The organism is Streptomyces sp. NPDC021020, assembly GCF_044333285.1.
Taxonomy (GTDB): domain Bacteria; phylum Actinomycetota; class Actinomycetes; order Streptomycetales; family Streptomycetaceae; genus Actinacidiphila.
On the sequence record NZ_JBIRQQ010000003.1, the window covers coordinates 456,375 to 475,777 of the forward strand.

Annotated in this window: 5 protein-coding genes; 2 read left to right on the forward strand and 3 right to left on the reverse strand. The window is 70.3% G+C overall.

Features of this window, described 5'->3' with window-relative positions; translation table 11 throughout:
- Nucleotides 1–14 precede the first annotated feature (14 nt).
- From ACH4SL_RS10470 to ACH4SL_RS10480, 3 genes are all read right to left on the reverse strand, one after another.
- Nucleotides 15–533 carry a YcxB family protein gene (locus ACH4SL_RS10470; protein WP_398443419.1) on the reverse strand — a complete coding sequence of 173 codons (519 nt, stop codon included), beginning with the start codon at nt 531–533 and terminating at the stop codon, nt 15–17.
- A gap of 85 nt (nt 534–618) precedes the next feature.
- The gene (locus ACH4SL_RS10475) at nt 619–5,142 is read right to left on the reverse strand and encodes an FG-GAP-like repeat-containing protein (protein ID WP_398443421.1); all 4,524 of its coding nucleotides are present in this window, start codon (nt 5,140–5,142) and stop codon (nt 619–621) included.
- A gap of 88 nt (nt 5,143–5,230) precedes the next feature.
- Nucleotides 5,231–10,765, reverse strand: coding sequence for a LamG-like jellyroll fold domain-containing protein (locus ACH4SL_RS10480; protein WP_398443423.1), 5,535 nt, complete (start codon nt 10,763–10,765; stop codon nt 5,231–5,233).
- 363 nt (nt 10,766–11,128) lie between these two features.
- Between ACH4SL_RS10480 and ACH4SL_RS10485 the strand changes: the two genes are divergently transcribed.
- Both ACH4SL_RS10485 and ACH4SL_RS10490 read left to right on the forward strand, forming a co-directional pair.
- A complete protein-coding gene (locus ACH4SL_RS10485; RefSeq protein ID WP_398443426.1) occupies nt 11,129–18,439 on the forward strand; it encodes a polymorphic toxin-type HINT domain-containing protein in 7,311 nt (2,436 codons plus the stop codon).
- Nucleotides 18,436–19,104: a hypothetical protein gene (locus ACH4SL_RS10490; protein ID WP_398443428.1), complete on the forward strand. Its 669-nt coding sequence runs from the start codon at nt 18,436–18,438 to the stop codon at nt 19,102–19,104. The genes ACH4SL_RS10485 and ACH4SL_RS10490 overlap by 4 nt, the downstream gene beginning before the upstream one ends.
- Nucleotides 19,105–19,403 lie beyond the last annotated feature (299 nt).

Sequence of the window (19,403 nt, forward strand, 5' to 3'; positions counted from 1 at the left end):
CTGACCGGGGGGCGTCAGAACCGCGGCATCCGCGGCTCGGGCAGCCTGGCCTTGCGGTACTTGCGCTGCGGCCAGCTCGACAGCAGGCGGGTGAACTCACCCGTCTGCGACGGCGACAGCGCCCGGTGCGGCAGCATGAACACCTCCCGCGGGTCGCCCGGCACGACGATCCACGCCGCGTCGGACCGCGTCACGTACGCGATCTTGTCCCACGGGTACGCCGCCTCCGTGCCGTTCTGCGCGAAGGTGGCCTTCGAGTCCGTGAACCGCACCGAGTACGGGTCGGCGAGCCGCACCGCGTTCTCCGCTATCCGCCGGGCGTCCCGCCGCCACTTCAGGTGCAGCCCCAGGACCACGGCGAGGCCCAGCCCGCACACGATCGCGACCACGGGCACCGTGAAGGCGGTGAGCACGGCGACCACCGCGAAGACCACGGCCCCCGGCAGGATCCGCATCACCTCCCAGCGCTGGATGTGGAAGGACGCCGCGGTGATGTCCTCCACCGTCATACGGCTCTCGACCTGGATGTCCACCTGCGTCGCTCTTTTCCTCGGCTTGTCGGAACGGGTGTCGGAACGGGTTGTCGGAACGGGGTGTCGAACGGGCCGGGCGGGCCGCTCACCAGCTGTGGCCGATCTCGGTGCGGGCGCTCCACGAGGTGGCGGTGCGGGGATAGAACCACAGGATCCCGGCGCTGTCGCGGGCGACGGCGTCGGGGTAGCCGTCGCCGTTGAAGTCGTTGAGCCCGGCGAAGGTGTAGTTGTTCCAGCCGGTGCCCACCTGGGTCGGGTTGCTGACGTCGTTGCTGCCGTTGCCGTGGTAATTCCACAGCAGTCCGGTGGAGTCGCGGGCGATGACGTCGAGGTTGCCGTCCTTGTCGAAGTCGGCGAGCCCGGCGAGGGCGAAGTTGGTCCACCCGCTGCCCAGCTGGACGCGGGCGCCGAAGCTCGCCCCCGCGCCGGTGCCGGGGTAGAGCCACAGGTTGCCCGCGAGGTCGGCGGCCACGACGTCCGGCTTGCCGTCCTTGGTGAAGTCGCGGACGCCGGCGAAGCGGTAGTTGCCCCAGCCGGTGCCGATCGTGACCGTCGGCGTGAGCAGGTTGTGGCCGGCGTCGCCCGGGAAGAGGCGCAGCGTGTTGTCGGGGGCACGGGCGATGACGTCGGCGTGGCCGTCCTTGTCGAAGTCGGCGACGCCGACGAGGGTGTAGCCGGTGAAGCCGGTGCCGATGTAGAGCGGGCCGGACACCAGCGTCCCCGTGCCGCTGCCCTGGTAGAGCCACAGGTTGCCGTAGGCGTCGGCGGCCACCACGTCGGCGTTGCCGTCCCCGTCGTAGTCGGCGAGGTCGGCGAAGGTGTACGGCGGGTCGGCGGAGCGGAGGTTGGCCGTCGCCGTGACCTGGTCGATGGTCAGCACGGTGCCGTTCCACGTCTGGACGTCGGAGACGGAGCCGCTGTAGTAGGAGGCGCGCACGCCGTTGTTGATGTCGTTGCCGAGGGTGAAGCCGCCGGTGAAGCCGGACACGGCGGTGTGCCGGCCGTGGGCCACGAGCCGGCCGTCCACGAACAGGTCCATGACCTTGGTCGCCGGGTCGTAGGTGGCGGTCAGATGGGCCCACTGGCCGATGACGGCGGTGCCGCCGGCGGCGCAGTCGTAGGTGCGGGTGGTGTCGGACGTGGCCATGCAGAAGGACCAGGTGTGGTCGCTCTGCGAGTAGAGCAGGAAGCCGGAGTCCTTGACGCCGTCCTGCGAGGCGATGACGCCGCCGAACGCGGCGGGTTTGGCCCACAGCGACAGCGAGAACGGGGCGGACATCGACAGCGCCGCCGTGGACGTCATCGTTCCGGTGCCGTCCAGGGTGAGGACGGTGCCGCGCACCTCGTCGGTGCTCCACTCGGCGCCGGATGCGGAGCCGGTGAGCGCCAGGCTCCCGCTCGCGTCGGCGGCGCCGGTGGCCGCGGTGTTCGCCACGCCGTCCTTCAGCGGCCAGACGTGGTCGGGGTTGGAGACGGTCTGCGCGGTCTGCGCGGTGAGCGCGGCGCCGTCGAAGAGGTACGGGGTGACCTGCCCGGTGGTGCGGTCGACCGCCCGCAGCGAGGGCCGGCCCGTCCCGTCGAGGTCGGCGGCCTGCAGCGTGAGGGGGTGGTCCGGGTTCTGGTTCCAGCCAATGGCCGCGAGCTGGATCCGGTCGGTGGTGGTGAGGGTGGTGCCGTCGCCGCTGATGCCGAGCCCGGTCCAGAGGTCCAGTTCACCGGTGGACGGATTCCACAGGTAGAGGGCCGTGCCGGTCGGCAGCTGGGCGGTGGCGAGGGTCCAGCTGTCCCAGTCCCGCGTGCCGTCCGGGGTGTTGAGCGAGGTGAAGGCGTAGCAGGTCGCGCAGGTGCCCCAGTCGGCGTCCAGCGGGAAGCTGTAGCCGTTGGCGGTGAAGCTGTAGGTCAGGTAGAGCGTGTCGCCCATGGTGGCGAGCAGGTCGGGGAGGCCGGTGCCCGCGTGGCTGGTGTCGCCCGCGGTGACGACCTGCGTGGCAGGGGTGCCGTCCGCGTCCACGAAGGTGCCGTCGGGGATCTCGTAGGGCGCGGTGGACTCGCCGATCGTGGTCGGGTTGCCGGGCGCGATGCTGCTGGCGCTGCCGTCGTTGCAGACGACGGAGCCGCTGCCGTCGCCGCTGAAGTAGGCGAGGACGTCCTGGGCGCCGTTGCCGCAGAAGTTGCCGGTGACGGCCTGGGCGCCGTCCCAGTCGGACGGCTTCGGCGTGCCGACCTCGTCGTCGGTCTGGAGGCCGTTGACGCCGATGTCGGTCGCGGCCTCGTTGACGGCGCCGCCCGGGCGGCCGGTCGACAGCCACGCCCCGGACGGCAGGGCCGTCCCCGGGCCGCCCACGGTGACGAGGTCGGGCGTGCCGTCCATGGTGACGTCGCCGTCACCGGCCGCCGGGCTGATCCCGGTGCCGAGGAACTCGACGAACTTCGGCTCGCCGAGGTTGCCGCCCGGCGAGAACGCTATGACGGTCAGGGTGTTGACGAGCCGGCCGACCGGCACGGTGATCGTGGTCGGGCCGGTCACGTCGACGGTCACCGGCGCGGACTGGTTGAGCTGGTACTCGAAGCCCGAGACGTTCTCGCCGGTCGGCGGGGCGACGGTGAAGGAGCAGCGGGCGCCGATGGGCTGGACCGACCCGAGGCCGGACTCGTCGAGCGTGGGGCAGGTGTTGCTGTCGGCCGGCGGCGACGTGTCCGGGTGCACCTCGGGGTCGCCCGGCCTGCTGGCGTCCCAGCTGAAGGAGCACGGCGTGGCCGAGTCCTTGGAGCTGAGCGTGCCGTCGGAGGTGGTCACCGTCCAGCTGAACGAGCCGAGGCCGCCCGGCGACACCTTCTTGAAGAACGCCTCCGGGACCTTCAGCACGGCGTTCTGGCCCGAGGCGCCGTGATAGGTGTTGGCGGCGATCCCGTTGGCAGCCGTCAGCAGGTTGGTCTTCGCGGTGTTGCCCTTCACGTACAGGCTGAACGTCGTCGTCAGCGCGGCGCCGGTGGGCGTGGAGACGGGCGCGTAGAGGCTGACCGCGGTGTCGCCGAGGACGGTGTTGGAGCAGTTGGTCTGCGGTGAGGTGAACAGCCCCTTGGGGGTGTTCGGGTACTTGTCGTACGTGATGACGAGCTGCGCCGAGCTGGCCTTGAAGCGCTTGAGGGCGTAGTTGTCGGTGTGGCTGTCCGCCCGCATCACCAGGGTCTGCGCGGTGGTATCGGCCGTGAGGTCCTTCGAGATGGTGCTCGTGACGTCGAAGGGCGGTGCGCCGCCCGCGGGGCAGCCGCTGTTGTACCCCAGGGCGAAGTCCTTCTGGTCGACCCGCGTGCCGAGGACCCCCGACCAGTTGTTCCAGGTCGCGTTGGAGGACGACAGGACCTTGGTGGGCGCGTAGAGGTCGACCTTCTGGTTGTGGCCCGAGGTGGGGCAGGCCCAGGAGTAGGTCTCGGTGATGTCGAAGTAGGCGCTGTAGATCTTCGCCGTCTTCAGCGATGTCGTCACGGGGAAGGTGAAGAGGCTGATCGCCTCGTCCTGGACGTCGCCGCTGGGGCCGACTTCCGCGTCACCGGTGTAGGAGACGGACTTCTTCCAGAAGTTCTGAGTGGGCACGCCGGATCCGGGGCTCGCCCAGCCGGTGGCGCCGTAGGCGGGGGAGAAGGTGGGGTCGACGAAGACGGGGTAGCGGGTGTCGCTCGCGTCGAGCAGGTCGGCGGGCGGGGTGAGGGCGAGCTTGGCGTGCCCGGCGGTGACGCCCACCTGCCGGCTGCGGGCGGCGGGGCCGCGGCCGCGGGCCGAGGAGGGGCGGGGGCCGGCCGCGTCGCGCCGTAGTGCGTTCGCGGTGGCGGTGCCGGCCGTTGCGGTGTCGGAGGAGTCCCAGGCCAGCGGAGTCGGGGCGGTGTAGATGGCGTGTCCCGCGGTGTCCTTGATCTGGACGTCGCCGCTGGTGTCGGAGCCGACGGTGAGGCCGGGGGTGGTGGCGATGTCGGCGCCCAGCAGCGTGGTGAGCTGCGGGTTCTTCGCGGCCGCCGGGGTGCGGAGGGTGAAGACGTCGCTGACGCCGCCGCTGGGGTCGACTGTGACGGTGAGGTCGACGCCGGGCAGGACGCCGGCGTATTCGGCGCTCGGGCCGGACACGGTGGGTGCGGGGAGTGCGGTGGGCAGGGTGAGGGTGAAGCCCTGGCCGCCGGTGTGCAGGGACAGCAGGGGGCCGGTGCCGCCGCCGGAGAGGATCACGCTGGACGGGGTGGCCTTCGGGGAGAGGGTGCCGTCCGGGTTGGCGGTCAGGGCCGGGTCGATCGCGGTCCAGGTGCCGTTCTTCAGGACGCGGGTGGGGGCGGCGGTCTGGGCCAGCGTGAGCGTGCCGTCGGGGTTGGCCGTCGTCTGGGAGACCGCGGTGGTCAGGGCCGAGGCTACGACCGGGCGGCCGGTCTGCTGCGCCTGGGCGGCCGCCTCGTCGGAGGACAGTGCGTGGTGCGCGGCCGCGGGCGCGGAGGCCGGGGCGCCGCTGTCCGCGGTCGCGTCCGCGGGCGGCAGAACCACCAGGAAGGTCGCCGCGAGCGCGCCGAGTGCGAGCCCGGCGGCGCCTCTTCCGGCACCGGGTCTGCGTGGTCGGTGAGTCATCATCACTTCGCTTCTTTTCTGCCGGCCGCCACGCGGCTCCGGGCCCCCGCGAAGGGGCCCGGAGCCGCGTGGCGGACCGGGGACGGTCTCGTCAGCCGAGGTTGGCGATCTGGGTGGGGGTCAGGGCGCTGCTCCAGAGGGTCACGTCCGAGAGGGAGCCCTTGGCGTACTCGCCGTAGACGCCCGCCGAGCGGCGGCGGCCCAGCTGGAGATTCCCCTCGCCCGTCCAGGGGGTGGTGAAGGAGTTGGGGGTCTGGGGGATGCCGTCGACGTACAGGCGGACCGTTCCCGAGCCCTTGTCGTAGACGCCGACCAGATGGGTCCACACCCCGGTCTTCACGGCGGCGGTTCCGCTGTACGACCGGGTGATGACGGGGGTATCCACGTCGGAGCCGAGCCGGTTGAAGGTCCAGCCGTAGGCGGTGGAGTAGTAGAGCTGGAAGACGCTGGTGTGCACGCCGTCTGCGGCCACGAAGGTGCTGTTGACGCTGGTGTCGTTCAGCTTCACCCACGCCGAGACGGTCATGCTGTTGCCGGTGTCGAGCACCGGCCCCGCCGTGTCGAGGTAGCCGGTGGTGCCGTCCAGCGCGAGGGATCCGCCGTGCTCGGCGGTGTTCCAGGCCGCCGTGCCGTGCAGGGCCGCGTCGTGCGCGTCACCGACGGCGTCGGCCGCGGTGCTGCCGCTCGCCTCGTCGAGGCGCCAGTGGGCGGCCGAGGCAGGGATGCCGGTCCCGTCGTTGTAGAGGGCGTACGCCTCCTGGTCGGTGAGCGGCCGGTCGTAGTGCCGGACGTCGGCGATGGAGCCGGTCAGCAGGTCGTCGGGGTTGTAGGCCCCGTTGAAGAGGTCCTGGCCGATGTCGAGGTGGCCGCGGGTGTCCCAGGCCGTGTACGGGAAGGGGATCGCGCTGGCCAGCATGCCGTTGACGTACAGGCGCACGGTCGGGTGCGCGGGGTCGGTCGTGGCGTCGTACACACCGGTGAGCAGGGTCCAGGTGTTCACCGCGGGCGCCGGGATCGCCGGGTTGTCGGTGGACTTGGAGCGCACCAGCGTGGGGTTGGTGGTGTCGGACGCGGAGCGGTTGAAGATCCACGCCTGGTAGGCGGGGGAGTAGTACAGGTCGAAGGCGTAGCTGGTGGTGCCGCCCTCGGACAGGACGGTCTGGTATTTGCTCAGGTCGGTGACGTTGACCCAGGCCGAGACGGCGAAGCTCCCGGTGGTGTCCACGCCCCAGTGCGGGGTGTGGAGCGAGGCCGTGCCGCTGAGGGTGGCGGCGGGCATGGTGCGCCCGGCGCCGTCGGTGCTGGTGCCCCAGCTGACACCGGTGGCGCTCGCGTGGTCGGTTCCGACCGCGTCGTGCGCGGTGGTGCCGCCGGACTCGTTGAGCATCCACTCGTTGACGGGGCCGGTCTGCGGGATCGTCCAGGTCACCGCGGTCGCGTTGTTGCACGCGGCGAGCGCGAGCTGGGTGCCGTTGGTGGTGGAGGAGCCGGGGTCGGCCAGGCAGAGCCCGGAGTGGACGTTCTTGACCTGCCCGTCGTCGAGGACCTGCCACTGCTGCGACGCCGCGGCGTTGCACGCGTTGAGCTGGACGAGGCTGCCCGCCGCGGTGCCGCCCGAGGCGACATCCACGCACACCTTGGCGTGGCTGCTCGCGTGCAGCGTGCCGTCGGGGTAAGCGGTCCAGTTCTGGGCGGGGCTGCCGTTGCAGGTGTAGACCTGGACCTTGGTCGCGTTGGCCGTGGTGCCCGAGGGGTCGTCCGCGCACACGCCGGGCACCTTCGACGCCAGCGGCCCGGAGGGCGTGGCGGCCGGGCGCGCCCCGGAGAGGTCGGCGACCTGGGTGGCGTTGAGGACGGAATTCCAGGTCTGCACGTCGGAGACCTGGCCCTTGAAGAAGCTGCTGCGGTTGCCGCTGCTGAAGAACTCCCCGATGTCGAAGGAGTGGGTGGCGTTCCACGACGTCTTGGTGTGCGTGACCTTGCCCTGGAGCGCACCGTTCACGTAGAGCGCCATGGTGGACGTCCCCGGGTCGTAGCTGGCCACCAGGTGCGTCCAGAAGCCGGGGATCGCCGCGTTCGAACGGGACTGCGTGATGTCCCACGCCGGCCCGGTGTCGGAGGTCGCCATGGCGAAGCGCCAGCTGTTGTCCGTGGAGTTGGAGTACAGCACGAAGCCGGGCTCGACGGTGGCTTCCTGCTCCAGGACCTTGGTGTCCAGCGTCTCGGGCTTGACCCAGGCGGAGACGGTGAAGGCCGCGTTGGTGGTCACGGCCGGGCCGGTGGACGTGAGGACCCCGGTGCTGGTGCCGTTGAAGGCGGCGTCCGGGCTGTGCTGGTCGTCGCTGTCGTTCCACGTGGCGCCCGTGCCGCCGTGCAGGTCGAGGGCGCCGACGGTGTCGGCAGCCGTGGTGGCCTGGCCGTCCGTGCCGTCCGTCAGCGGCCAGACGTGGTCGGGGTTGGAGACGGTCTGCGCGGTCTGCGGGGTGAGCGTCGTGCCGTTGAAGAGGTACGGGGTGACGTGGCCGGTGGTGCGGTCGACCGTCCACAGCGACGGGTTGCCGTCACCGCCGAGGTCGGCGGCGCGCAGGGTCAGCGGGTGCGCGGGGGCCTGGTTCCAGCCTGCCGCGGCGAGCTGGATCTGCCCGGCGGTGGTGAGGGTGGTGCCGTCGGTGCTGACGCCGAGCCCGGTCCACAGGTCGAGTTCGCCGGTGGTGGGGTTCCACAGGTAGAGGGCGGTGCCGGTGGGCAGTTGGGCGGTCGTGAGGGTCCAGCTGTCCCAGTCCTGCGTGCCGTCGGGGGTCGCCTGGGAGGTGAGGGCGTAGCAGCTCGCGCAGGTGCCCCAGTCGGGGTCCAGGAGGAAGCCGTAGCCGTTGGCGGTGAAGCTGTAGGTCAGGTAGAGCGTGTTGTCCATCGTCGCGAGCAGGTCGGGGAGCCCGGTGTTCGCGCCGCTGGTGTCGCCCGCGGTGACGACCTGGGTGGCGGGGGTGCCGTCCGCGTCGGCGAAAGTGCCGTCCGGGATCTCGTACGGCGCCGAGGAGGTGCCGATCGTGGTGGGGTTGCCCGGCGCGAGGGCACCGCTGCTGCCGTCGTTGCACACGACCGCGCCGCTGCCGTCGGTGCTGAAGTAGGCCAGGACGTCCTGGGCGCCGTTGCCGCAGAAGTCGCCGGTGACGGCCTGGGCGCCGTCCCAGTCGGACGGTTTCGCGGTGCCCGCCTCGTCGTCGGTCTGCAGGCCGTTGACGCCGATGTCGGTCGCGGCCTCGCTCACGCTGCCGTACGGGTGCCCGGCGGCCAGCCACGCGCCGGACGGGAGCGAGGTGCCCGGGCCGCCGACGGTGACGAGGTCGGGCGTGCCGTCGAGGTTGACGTCGCCGTCCGCGGCCGCCGGGGTGATCGCGGTGCCGAGGAATTCGGTGGACGCGGCCTGGCCGAGGTTGCCGCCCGGCGAGAACGCGGTGACGGTGAGGGTGTTGACGAGGCTGCTGACCGGCACGGTGACCGTGAGCGCCCCCTTCGCGTCGACCGTCACCGGTGAGGACTGGTTGATCTGGTAGGCGTAGCCCGAGACGGACTGGCCGGCCGGCGGCGTGATGCTGAACGAGCAGCGGGCGCCGATGGGCTGGACCGCCCCGGTGTCGGGGTCGTCGAGCGTGGGGCAGATCCGGCCGCCGTCACGCGGCGCGGTGGCCGGGGCGATGTCCGGGGCGCCGGGGCGGCTGGCGTCCCAGCCGAAGGTGCAGGGCGTGGCCGAGGCCTTGGAGCTGAGCGTGCCGTCGGAGGTGCTCACCGTCCAGCTGAAGGTGCCGAGGCCGCCGGACGCCACTTTCTTGAAGAACGCCTCCGGGAGCTTCAGCACCGCATTCTGTCCGGAAGCGCCGTGATAGGTGCGCGCGGAGATTCCGTTTGCCGAGGTCAGAAGGTTGGTCTTCGCGCTGTCCGAGGACTTGTAGAGGGTGAAGGTCGTCGTCAGCGCCGCGCCCGTGGGAGTCGAGACGGGGGCGTAGAGGCTGACCGCCGTGTCGCCGAGGAGCGTGTCCTTGCAATTGGTCTTCGGTGAGGTGAACAGGCCCTTGGGGGTGTTCGGGTATTTGTCGTAGGTGATGACGAGCTGCGCCGAGCCGGCCTTGAAGCGCTTGAGGGCGTAGTTGTCGGTGTGGCTGTCCGCCCGCAGGATCAGGGTCTGCGCGGTGGTACCGGCCGTGAGGTCCTTCGTGATGGTGCTCGTGACGTCGAAGGGCGGTGCGCCGCCTGCCGGGCAGCTGCTGTTGTAGCCGAGGGCGAAGGATTGGGAGTCGACCTTGCTGCCGAGGCTGCCGGACCAGCTGTTCCAGGTGGCGTTGGAGGACGACAGGACTTTCGTGGGCGCGTAGAGGTCAACCGTCTGGTTGTGCCCGGACGAGGGGCAGGCCCAGGAATAGGTTTCGGTGATGTCGAACTTGGCGCTGTAGATCTTCGCCGTTTTCAGCGATGTCGTCACCGGGAAATTGAAGAGACTTATCGCTTCGTCCTGGACGTCGCCGCTGGGGCCGACTTCCGCGTCACCGGTGTAGGAGACGGACTTCTTCCAGAAATTCTGGGAGGGGACTCCGGATCCGGGGCTCGCCCAGCCGGTGGCGCCGTAGGAGGGCGAATAGGTCGGGTCCAGATAGACGGGGTAGTGCGTGTCGCTCGCGCCGAGCAGATCGGCGGGCGGGGTGAGCGTGAGCTTGCCGTGTCCGGCGGTGACGCCCACGCGCGCGTTGCGGGCCGCGGGGCCGCGGCGCAGGGCCGAGGACGGGTTGGCGCCGGACGCGTCACGGCGGAGGGCGTCCGCGGTGGCCGGGGCGATGGCCGAGGCCGTGTCCGGTGCCGTGGCGGCGGTGTCGGAGGAGTCCCAGGCGAGGGGGGTGGGGGCGGTGTAGATGGCGTGTCCCGCGGTGTCCTTGATCTGGACGTCGCCGCTGGTGTCGGAGCCGACGGTGAGGCCGGGGGTGGTGGCGATGTCGGCGCCCAGCAGCGTGGTGAGCTGCGGGTTCTTCGCGGCCGCCGGGGTGTGGAGGGTGAAGACGTCGCTGACGCCGCCGCTGGGGTCGACTGTGACGGTGAGGTCGACGCCGGGCAGGACGCCGGCGTATTCGGCGCTCGGGCCGGACACGGTGGGTGCGGGGAGTGCGGTGGGCAGGGTGAGGGTGAAGCCTTGGCCGCCGGTGTGCAGGGAGAGCAGGGGGCCGGTGCCGCCGCCGGAGAGGATCACGCTGCTCGGGGCGGCTTTCGGGGAGAGGGTGCCGTCCGGGTTGGCGGCGAGGGCCGGGTCGATCGCGGTCCAGCTGCCGTTCTTCAGCACCCGCGTCGGCGCCGCGGTCTGGGCCAGCGTCAGGGTTCCGTCCGGGTTGGCCGTCGTCTGGGAGACCGCGGTGGTCAGGGCCGAGGCCACGACCGGGCGGCCGGTCTGCTGCGCCTGGGCGGCCGCCTCGTCGGCCGTAAGGGCTTTGTGAACGGGACTGCCCGCGGGAGGGGAAGCTGCAATTCCGCTGTCGGCGGTCGCATTGCCGGGTGGCAGGGCCACGAGGAAGGCCGCCGTGAGCGCGCTGAGCGCGAGCGCGGCGGCACCCCTTCTGGCAGCGGGTTTGCCTGGTCTGTGAGCCATCATCACTTCGCTTCCCGTTTGCCCGGGTTGGGCGCCTGGTGTGTCGCCGTGAGTATTCCGAAGGACTTGTACAGCCAATGAGAGCCCGGCGTGAAGGAGTGGTGAGCGGTACCCCTTTTTGTCCATGATTCTTCTGGATATTTGGAAATCGCTTTACTGTCCCCATGGTTCGGCTTTAGCTTTTCGCCGACCTCACGGAACGCTCACGAGAGCTGCACAAAAAAAGTGATGGAGGTCACAGCTATCTACTGATCCATGTGCCTGCCAACTGGCGCTAACTTCCTCCGCTGATGCTCTGTGGCAAAAGCCGGATGCCGCCGCGCAGTTGGTCCGGACGCTGTCCGGAGAAGTGGGGGGCGGGCCGTGCGGTCGAGGCTGTGGTGGAACAGAAACCGGTTCCTGTCGCTGCGGGTCGCCCTGCTGGCGATCTTCGCGCTGGTCCTGCAGACCGCCGTGGCGTCCGCGCTGCCGCCCGCCAAGACGCATGTGCACGCGCCGAAGCCGGTGCTCGGCGCGCCCGTCCCGGTGAGCCCCGTCCACCGCGCGGCCCCGAAGCCCGCCAAGAAGGCGAAGCCGTACAAGGCGACCGCGACCACCTTCCCGTCCGCCGCGTCCGGCACGCTGGAGCTGACCTCGGCCCGGACCAGCAGCCCCGGCAGCCCGGTGTGGGCCCAGCGGGTCGACGGCGAGGCTGCCAAGACCAGCAAGACCAGCAAGACCAGCAAGACCAGCGAGACCGGCACGGACAGCAAGGCCGCCACCCCTGCCAAGGGCGGCCTCACCGCCCTCCAGGTGAAGGTGCTCGACCGGAAGGCGGCCGAGAACGCCGGGATCAGCGGCGTGGTGGCGCAGGTGACGCCCACCGGCTCGGGGCCCGGAACGGTGCGCCTGGGCATGGACTACTCCTCCTTCGCCCAGGCCTACGGCGGTGACTACGCCTCCCGGCTGCACCTCGTCACGCTCCCGGCCTGTTCCCTGACGACCCCGCAGCTGCCCGCGTGCCGTACCCAGACCCCGCTGCGGACCAGCAACGACGGCGCCGCGCAGACCCTGTCCACCACCATGGCGCTCAGCGCGACCGCGACCGCCGCCCCCGTCGTCCTCGCCGCCACCTCCGCCGCATCCTCCGGCGACGGCGGCGGCGCGGGCGGGCAGTACGGGGCCACGTCGATGAAGCCCTCCGGATCATGGACGGCGGGCGGTTCCGCGGGCTCCTTCGACTACGCCTACCCCATCGACGTACCGCCGTCCGTGACCGGTCTCGAGCCGACGCCGGACCTGTCGTACGACTCGGGGAGCATCGACGGGCAGGTCGCGTCCACCGAGGCGCAGTCGTCGTGGATCGGCGACGGCTGGTCGGCCGCGGACTCCTTCGTCGAGCAGTCCTTCCTCTCGTGCTCCGACGCCGTCGAGGGCAAGGGCCTGCCGAGCGGCGACGCCACCGGCGACATGTGCTACGACGGCCCGCTGCTCACGCTGTCCCTCAACGGCTCGACCACGTCGCTGATCTGGGACGCCGACAAGAAGACCTACGAGCCGGCCAACGGCAGTGGTGACGTCGTCACCCACGAGACCGGCACCGGCAACGGCAGCGGCACGTACAACACCGACTACTGGACGGTCACCGACCGCTCCGGCACCGTCTTCTCCTTCGGCCGCAACAAGCTGCCCGGCTGGACCGACGGCAAGCCCACGACGCACTCCGTCGACACCGAGCCGGTCTTCTCACCCGACTCCTCCGGCCCGTGCTACAAGTCCTCCGGCTTCGCCGACTCCGTGTGCACGATGGCCTACCGCTGGCACCTGGACTACGTCACCAACCTGCACGGCGGGGCGATGGCGTACTACTACAAGCAGGCGACCAACCACTACGGCGAGCGGGACGGCGCCACCGACGGCGTGTACGTCCGCGACAGCTACCTCGACCGCGTCGACTACGGCTTCACCGACGGCAACGCCTACGGGACCGTGCCCGACCAGGTCGTCTACGCCAGCGGCGACCGCTGCGGCAAGGCCACGTGCCCGGCCCTGACCAAGGACACGGCGTCGAGTTGGCCGGACGTCCCCTTCGACCTGCTGTGCGCGAAGACCTCCGGCTGCGACAGCTACGGGCCGGCCTTCTTCTCCACCGTGCGGCTCGCCTCGATCAGCACGCGGCAGTGGGACGGCAGCGCGTACCGCACCGTCGACTCGTGGACGTTCTCCCAGTCGGTCCCGACGACGGGCACCTTCAACACTTCCACCCTGTGGCTGGACTCCGTCGAGCACACCGGCGCCGACACCACCGCGGGCGGCCCCGCGGTCACCCTGCCCAAGGTGACCTTCTCGCCGCTCATGATGGCCAACCGGGTCAACTTCACCTCGGGCACCGGCGGCGGCCTCGGCCCGCTGAACCGCTACCGCATCGGCTCGATCACCACCGAGACCGGCAGCGTCATCAGCGTCACCTACGGCCTGGTCTCGCCCTGCACACCCAGCAGCATCCAGGACCTGGACCCGAAGTCGAACACCTCGTCGTGCTTCCCGGTCCGCTGGAGCCCCGACGGCCTGACGACGTCGTACCTGGACTGGTTCAACAAGTACGTGGCCACCTCGGTCGCCCAGTCCGACCCCTCCGGCGGCTCCGCGGGCCTGTACACGTCCTACAAGTACCTCGGCCCGGCCGCCTGGCACTACGACGACAACGAACTGGTCAAGGCGAAGTACCGCACCTACGGCCAGTGGCGCGGCTACGGCGACGTCCAGGTCCGCACCGGCCAGGGCACGGACCCGCTCACGCTGTCCGAGTCCTGGTACTACCGCGGCATGGACGGCGACTGGCTCTCGTCGACGTCGAGCCGGTCCGTCACGCTCACCGACTCGCAGGGCGGCAAGCACCCCGACACCGACGAGTTCTCCGGCCAGCCGATGGAGAGCGCCACCTACACGTACGACGGCGGCCCGGTCGACCACTCGACCATCAACTCCTACTGGCTCTCGGCGTCCTACGCGAGCCGCACCCGCAGCGGGCTGCCGCCGCTGACCGCCCACGCCATGGGCCAGGTCGAGACGTGGGACCGCCAGGCGATCACCAGCACCTCGCCCACGACCTGGCGCACCACCGAGACGGACGTCAGCTTCGACACCGACCCGGACTCGCCGACCTTCGGCCTGGAGAAGTTCTCGTACGCGCACGGCGACCTCGCGAAGGCCGGGAAGACCGGCTCGCAGGAGACCTGCACCCGCACCACGTACGCCGCCGCGAACACCGCGCTCAACCTCAGCGGCCTGGTCGCCGAGACCGAGACCGACGCCAAGCCCTGCGGCGGCACCTCACCGGCCGGGGCCAGCGCGCCGACGGCCGCCCAGACCAACGCGCTGACCGCACCGGCCGGGCTGGACCGGGCCACCGACGTCATCTCGGACAGCCGCACCTTCTACGACAACCAGACGATGGCGGCGACCTGGCCGCAGCCCGCGTCGCCGACGTGGCCGCAGCCCGCCCCGACGCTCGCGGACTCCTCCGTGCAGCAGGACGCCATCGGTTACGCGGCCGGCGCGTTCGTCTACCGCACCGACTCCACCACCGTCTACGACACCCACGGCCGCCCCACGGCCACGTACGACGGCAACGGCAACAAGACCACCACCGCGTACACCGACACCTCCTACCTGACGACCACCGCGGTCAAGGCCACGAACGCCCTGGGCCAGAGCACGACGTCCACGTACGATCCCGAGCGGGCGGTCACCCTGACCGCCACCGACGTCAACGGCGTCGTCTCCACCGTCCACAGCGACGGTCTCGGCCGTACCGTCGCCGTCTGGCAGGACTCCCGCACCACCGACAAGCCCGCCAACCAGCTCTACAGCTACAGCTTCCCGGCGGCGGGCACCACCGCCCCGGTTGTCGTCACGACCAAGGTGATGAACGACGGCGGCGGTTACACCACGTCCACCAACCTGCTCGACGCGCTGCTGCGCACCCGTCAGACCCAGGACCAGGCCGTCACCACGGGCACCGGGCGGATCATCGGCGACACCTTCTACGACACGCACGGCTGGGTCACCCAGACCAACGACGCCTACGAGGACGACTCGTCGAACCCGAACGGCGTCCTGGAGCAGACCGCGGACAACAACGTCCACCAGCAGACGATCACCTCCTACGACGGCATGGGCCGCCCGACCGTCGTCACCGGTCTCGACGACAAGACCGTCCGGGAGGTCGCGTACAGCCAGTACCTCGGCGACCGCACCGTCAGCGTCCCGCCGCAGGGCAAGCCTGCGACCGCGGTCACGGCCGACGCGATGGACCGCACCACCGAACTCGACCAGTACGACACCGCTCCCACGGTGACGACCTCGATCGCGGGCGGCTTCACCACCGCGAAGGTCACCGGCGGAACGTTCCAGGCCACCCGCTACACCTTCGACGCACTCGGCCGCGCGCAGCAGACCGTCGACTCCGCGGGCGACGTCTGGGGCACGCGGTACAACTACCACGGCGACGTCATCGGCTCGACCGACCCGGACGCGGGCAGCACCCCCGCGCAGTCCCCGACCCTCTACGACGGCGCCGGAAACCAGGTCCAGTCGACCGACCCGGCCGGGCACACCCTGTCGTTCGTCTACGACAAGCTCAACCGCAAGACCGCCGAGTACGACGCGACGGTGGACGCGCAGTCGCCCGCCAACGAGGTCGCCTCGTGGACGTACGACAACAGCGACAACGCCGTGCCCGGCATGACGTACGCCATCGGCCACCTCACGACGGCGAAGTCCTACACCCCGGCCGGGACCTTCGTCACGCAGGCCAAGGGCTTCAACATCTTCGCGGAGTCGCTCGGCGAGACGTACACCGTCCCGGGCAGCAGCGCGCTCGCCGGTGACTACACCTACCAGCACAGCTACACCGACACGGTCGGCCGCCCCAAGGCCACGCTCGTCCCGGCGGCGGGCGGGATGGCCAAGGAGGTCCTGACCACCGGCTACTGCGGCTACAACGGCATCGACCAGGAGTGCACGCTCTCCGGCAGCCACGGCTACGTCCAGAACGTCGCGTACGACGCGCTCGGCCAGGTCGCCCAGCAGGTCGTCGGATCGGCGGCGGCGAAGGCGTACGTCACCAACACGTACGACACCCACACCGGCGCGCTCACCGACCAGAACGTCGTCAACACCGCGGTCTCGGCGACCCCGCTGGACCGCACGAAGTTCGCGTACGACGCGTCGGGCAACATCACCTCCCAGACCGACATCCGCGGCAGCGGCGCCACCGAGACGCAGTGCTACCGCTACGACGGCCTCGACCGGCTCTCCCAGGCGTGGACGAGCGCGAGCAGCGCGGCCGGCACCTGCGACACCGCGCCCACCCCGCAGACCGCGGCGGCCGTCGTGACGGACGGTGTCGCGGGCAGCGCGTACTGGACCAGCTGGAGCTTCGACAACCTCGGCCAGCCCAAGCAGCAGGTCCAGCACTCGCTGACCGGCGGCGCCGACACCAGCACGGTGTACGCGTACGGGGGCAGCGCCGCCGACTGCGCCGCCACCAGCTCGGGCGCCCACACCCTCGCCTCGGCGGCCACCACGACCGGCGCGACCACCACCACCAAGAACTACTGCTACGACAGCCTCGGCGACACCGTCTCCCGCCCCACCACCGCCGGAGCGCAGTCGCTCACCTGGGACGACGAGGGCCGCCTCAGCACCGCGACCACCGGCACCCACACCACCGGCTACCTCTACGACGCGGACAGCAGCGTCGTCGAGCGCACCGACCCCGGCACCGTCACCGTCTTCCTGCCCGACCAGCAGATCACCCTCGACACCGCGTCCGGCGACCTGAGCAACGTCCGCTCCTACGACCTGCCCGGCGGCGGCCAGGCCGTCGTCACCACCAAGGGCTACGGCTTCGAGTACGGCGACCAGCACGGCACCGGCACCCTCGCCCTCGACGCGACCGCCGCCAACCCGTCCTGGCAGCAGTACACCCCGTACGGCGCCCCCCGCGGCCCCACCCCGGGCAGCAGCTGGCTCGACCCCAACGGCTTCCTCAACAGCCCGCAGGACCCGGACGACGAGCTCACCACGATCGGCGCCCGCGAGTACGACACCGACCTCGGCCGCTTCATCTCCCTCGACCCCGTGCTGGAGACCGACTCCCAGCAGCTCAACGGCTACACGTACGCCTCCAGCAACCCCGTCACCTTCAGCGACCCCACGGGCCTCGACAACTGGTGGGCCGACCCCACCATGAACGTCCCCGTCGTCAAGGGCGCCAAGCCCATCTCCCAGAAGCTCGCCCACGACAACGGCTTCGGCGCCCTCTGCACCCCCAAGACCTGCTCCGGCTACAACGACGCCGTCACCAAGGCCGACAAGGCCTACGCCGACGCCGCCGCCAAGGCCTACGCGGCGGCCGTCAAGGCCGCCCAGGAAAAGGCCGAGGCCCAGGCCCGAGCCAAGGCGAAGGCCGCGGCGGCGAAGGCGGCGAAGCGCCACTGCTCCTGGTACAACGTGGCCTGCCAGGTCAAACGCCACCTGGACACGATCATCACGGCAGCCGCCATCGCGCTCGCGGCTGCGGCGATCGTCACAGCAGTCGTGATCATGCCGGAACTGGCCCTCCCCATGGCCGAGGCCTTCGCCACCTCCTGGGCCGCGAGCGGCTCGGTCGCCCTGGCAGGTGTGGCCGCGGCCTCGGCGGGCCTGAGCGTGGCCGCAGAGGCCGCAGGCGCGACGGCGATCGCAGTGGGCGCCGCGGTGGTGGCCAACGTGGCGGGAGCGGACCACGCCGTGGGAGGCGGCGGCGGGGGAGGCGGGCACGTCTCGGAGCCCGAGGGCCCCACCTGCAGCTTCTCCCCGGATACACCTGTCCTGCTGGGCGACGGCTCGACCAAGCCCATAGGCGATGTCAAGCCCGGTGACAAGGTTGAAGCGGCCGACCCCGAGACGGGCAAGGACGTCGGCAGCCGCGAGGTCCAGCACCAGTGGATCAATTACGACACCGACCTCCTCGACGTCACGGTCAAGGGTGCCGACGGAAAGCCCGTTGTTCTCCACACCACCGCCAACCATCCCTTCTGGGACGACACCGCGCACACCTGGGTTCCCGCCGGTGCCCTCGCTCTCGGTGATTCCCTCAACACGAACACCAACGCCCACGTCAAGGTCCTTGCTCTCCACACGACCCCGGGCGCGGCCGACCGCTACAACCTCACTGTCGAGCAACTCCACACCTATTATGTGCTGGCTGGGGATACTCCGATTCTGGTGCACAACTGCAACGGTGGGGTTGCTCCCAACGGGGCGGCGTGTTCCTGCAACGGCTCGACGAACCCTTCGAACTCCAAGCTCGTCCAGGCAATTGCCACACGAGCGCAGGCCCGACTCGGAGGTACCGGGGCGGTCTCGGGGACGGCGAAGCACAAGTACGCGGACACTCTGTTGACTCGCTATCAGGGTATCTACGGGAACAGAGGTCTCATAACGGAGCAGAGCTATCTGGCTGGAGTGCAGGTGCCACGCGGGACTCAAGGGAGCGCGCGCCCTGACGTCTTTGATCCGTCCTCCGGTATCATCTACGACTACAAGTTCGTCCAGAACCCCGGCCGGGGGATATCGAAATCTCAGGCGGACAAAAATGCCAGAAACGTTCCCGGTGCGAGTCTTTCGGTGGAGGTCAACCCGTGAGCAAGGACGGTCCGGCGACAGCGAGGAGGGTCACGGCAGACTGGGCTCGCGCCTACGAAGGATTCAGCGTCTGGCGCCCCCTTCGATTGCTGCGGCGAATTGGTCCGGTGGTACAGGGAATCACCCTTGACCGCACCACATCGGGTGACGCCTATTTTCCTACGGCGCACATTCACGCTCTGACGCGCGAGTTCCCGGTCGTTTCTTTGACGCTGGGGCAGCGCTTGCTGTCTCCCTCCGGCGTTCAGGAAGCCGTCGCTTTCGCGAGTCACGCAGACCTCTACATCGAGGCCTCTGCGCGGCTGGCAGAACAGTCCAGGCTGAGCCTGGGCGATGCGCCCGGCGTGGAACAGATCGTCAAAGAGCTGCACGCGTTTGCTGTCGCGCAGCAGGAGAGGGGCTATCCTCCGGCGGTCTTCGAGATGGAGGACTCGGTCCTCGTCGCGGCTGCGTACGGCGACAGCGAGCTGCTGCCCCGAGGACTCCGGCTGGCTGCTGACCTGGCCGAGGAATGGAAAGTGTCAAGACTTCCGCTGTCGTTCCCCGGGAAGGCTGATTGGCTCGCCGGCCTGGAGGAGAAGGCGGGCTCGCCCAGTGTTCTGAACGACACGATCGAGAGTCAGATTGCAGTCCATAAACTCGGCGGGATTCATCAGGTCCAGTGAATCTGCCCGGGACAGCAAGGGCGGTCGACGGGAGAAGCATCCGCGCCGTCGAGCGCGTCCACGACACATTGCGGGTGAAGGTCCGCCAGGCCGACGGCCGCAACGCCGAGCCGTCCGCAGGGCTGGTCGACTCGCAGTCGGTGCGGGCCGCGGACACCGGCCCACCGTCGAGAAGATCTGTGCGGACCAGGGGTTCGCCGGCGACCCCGCACATTCCGAGACCATGATCCGCTGGGCCATGACCGACGTGATCATCGGCCCCTGCCCAGCTGTAGGGGCCTCGTGAACCGCTACGGGCT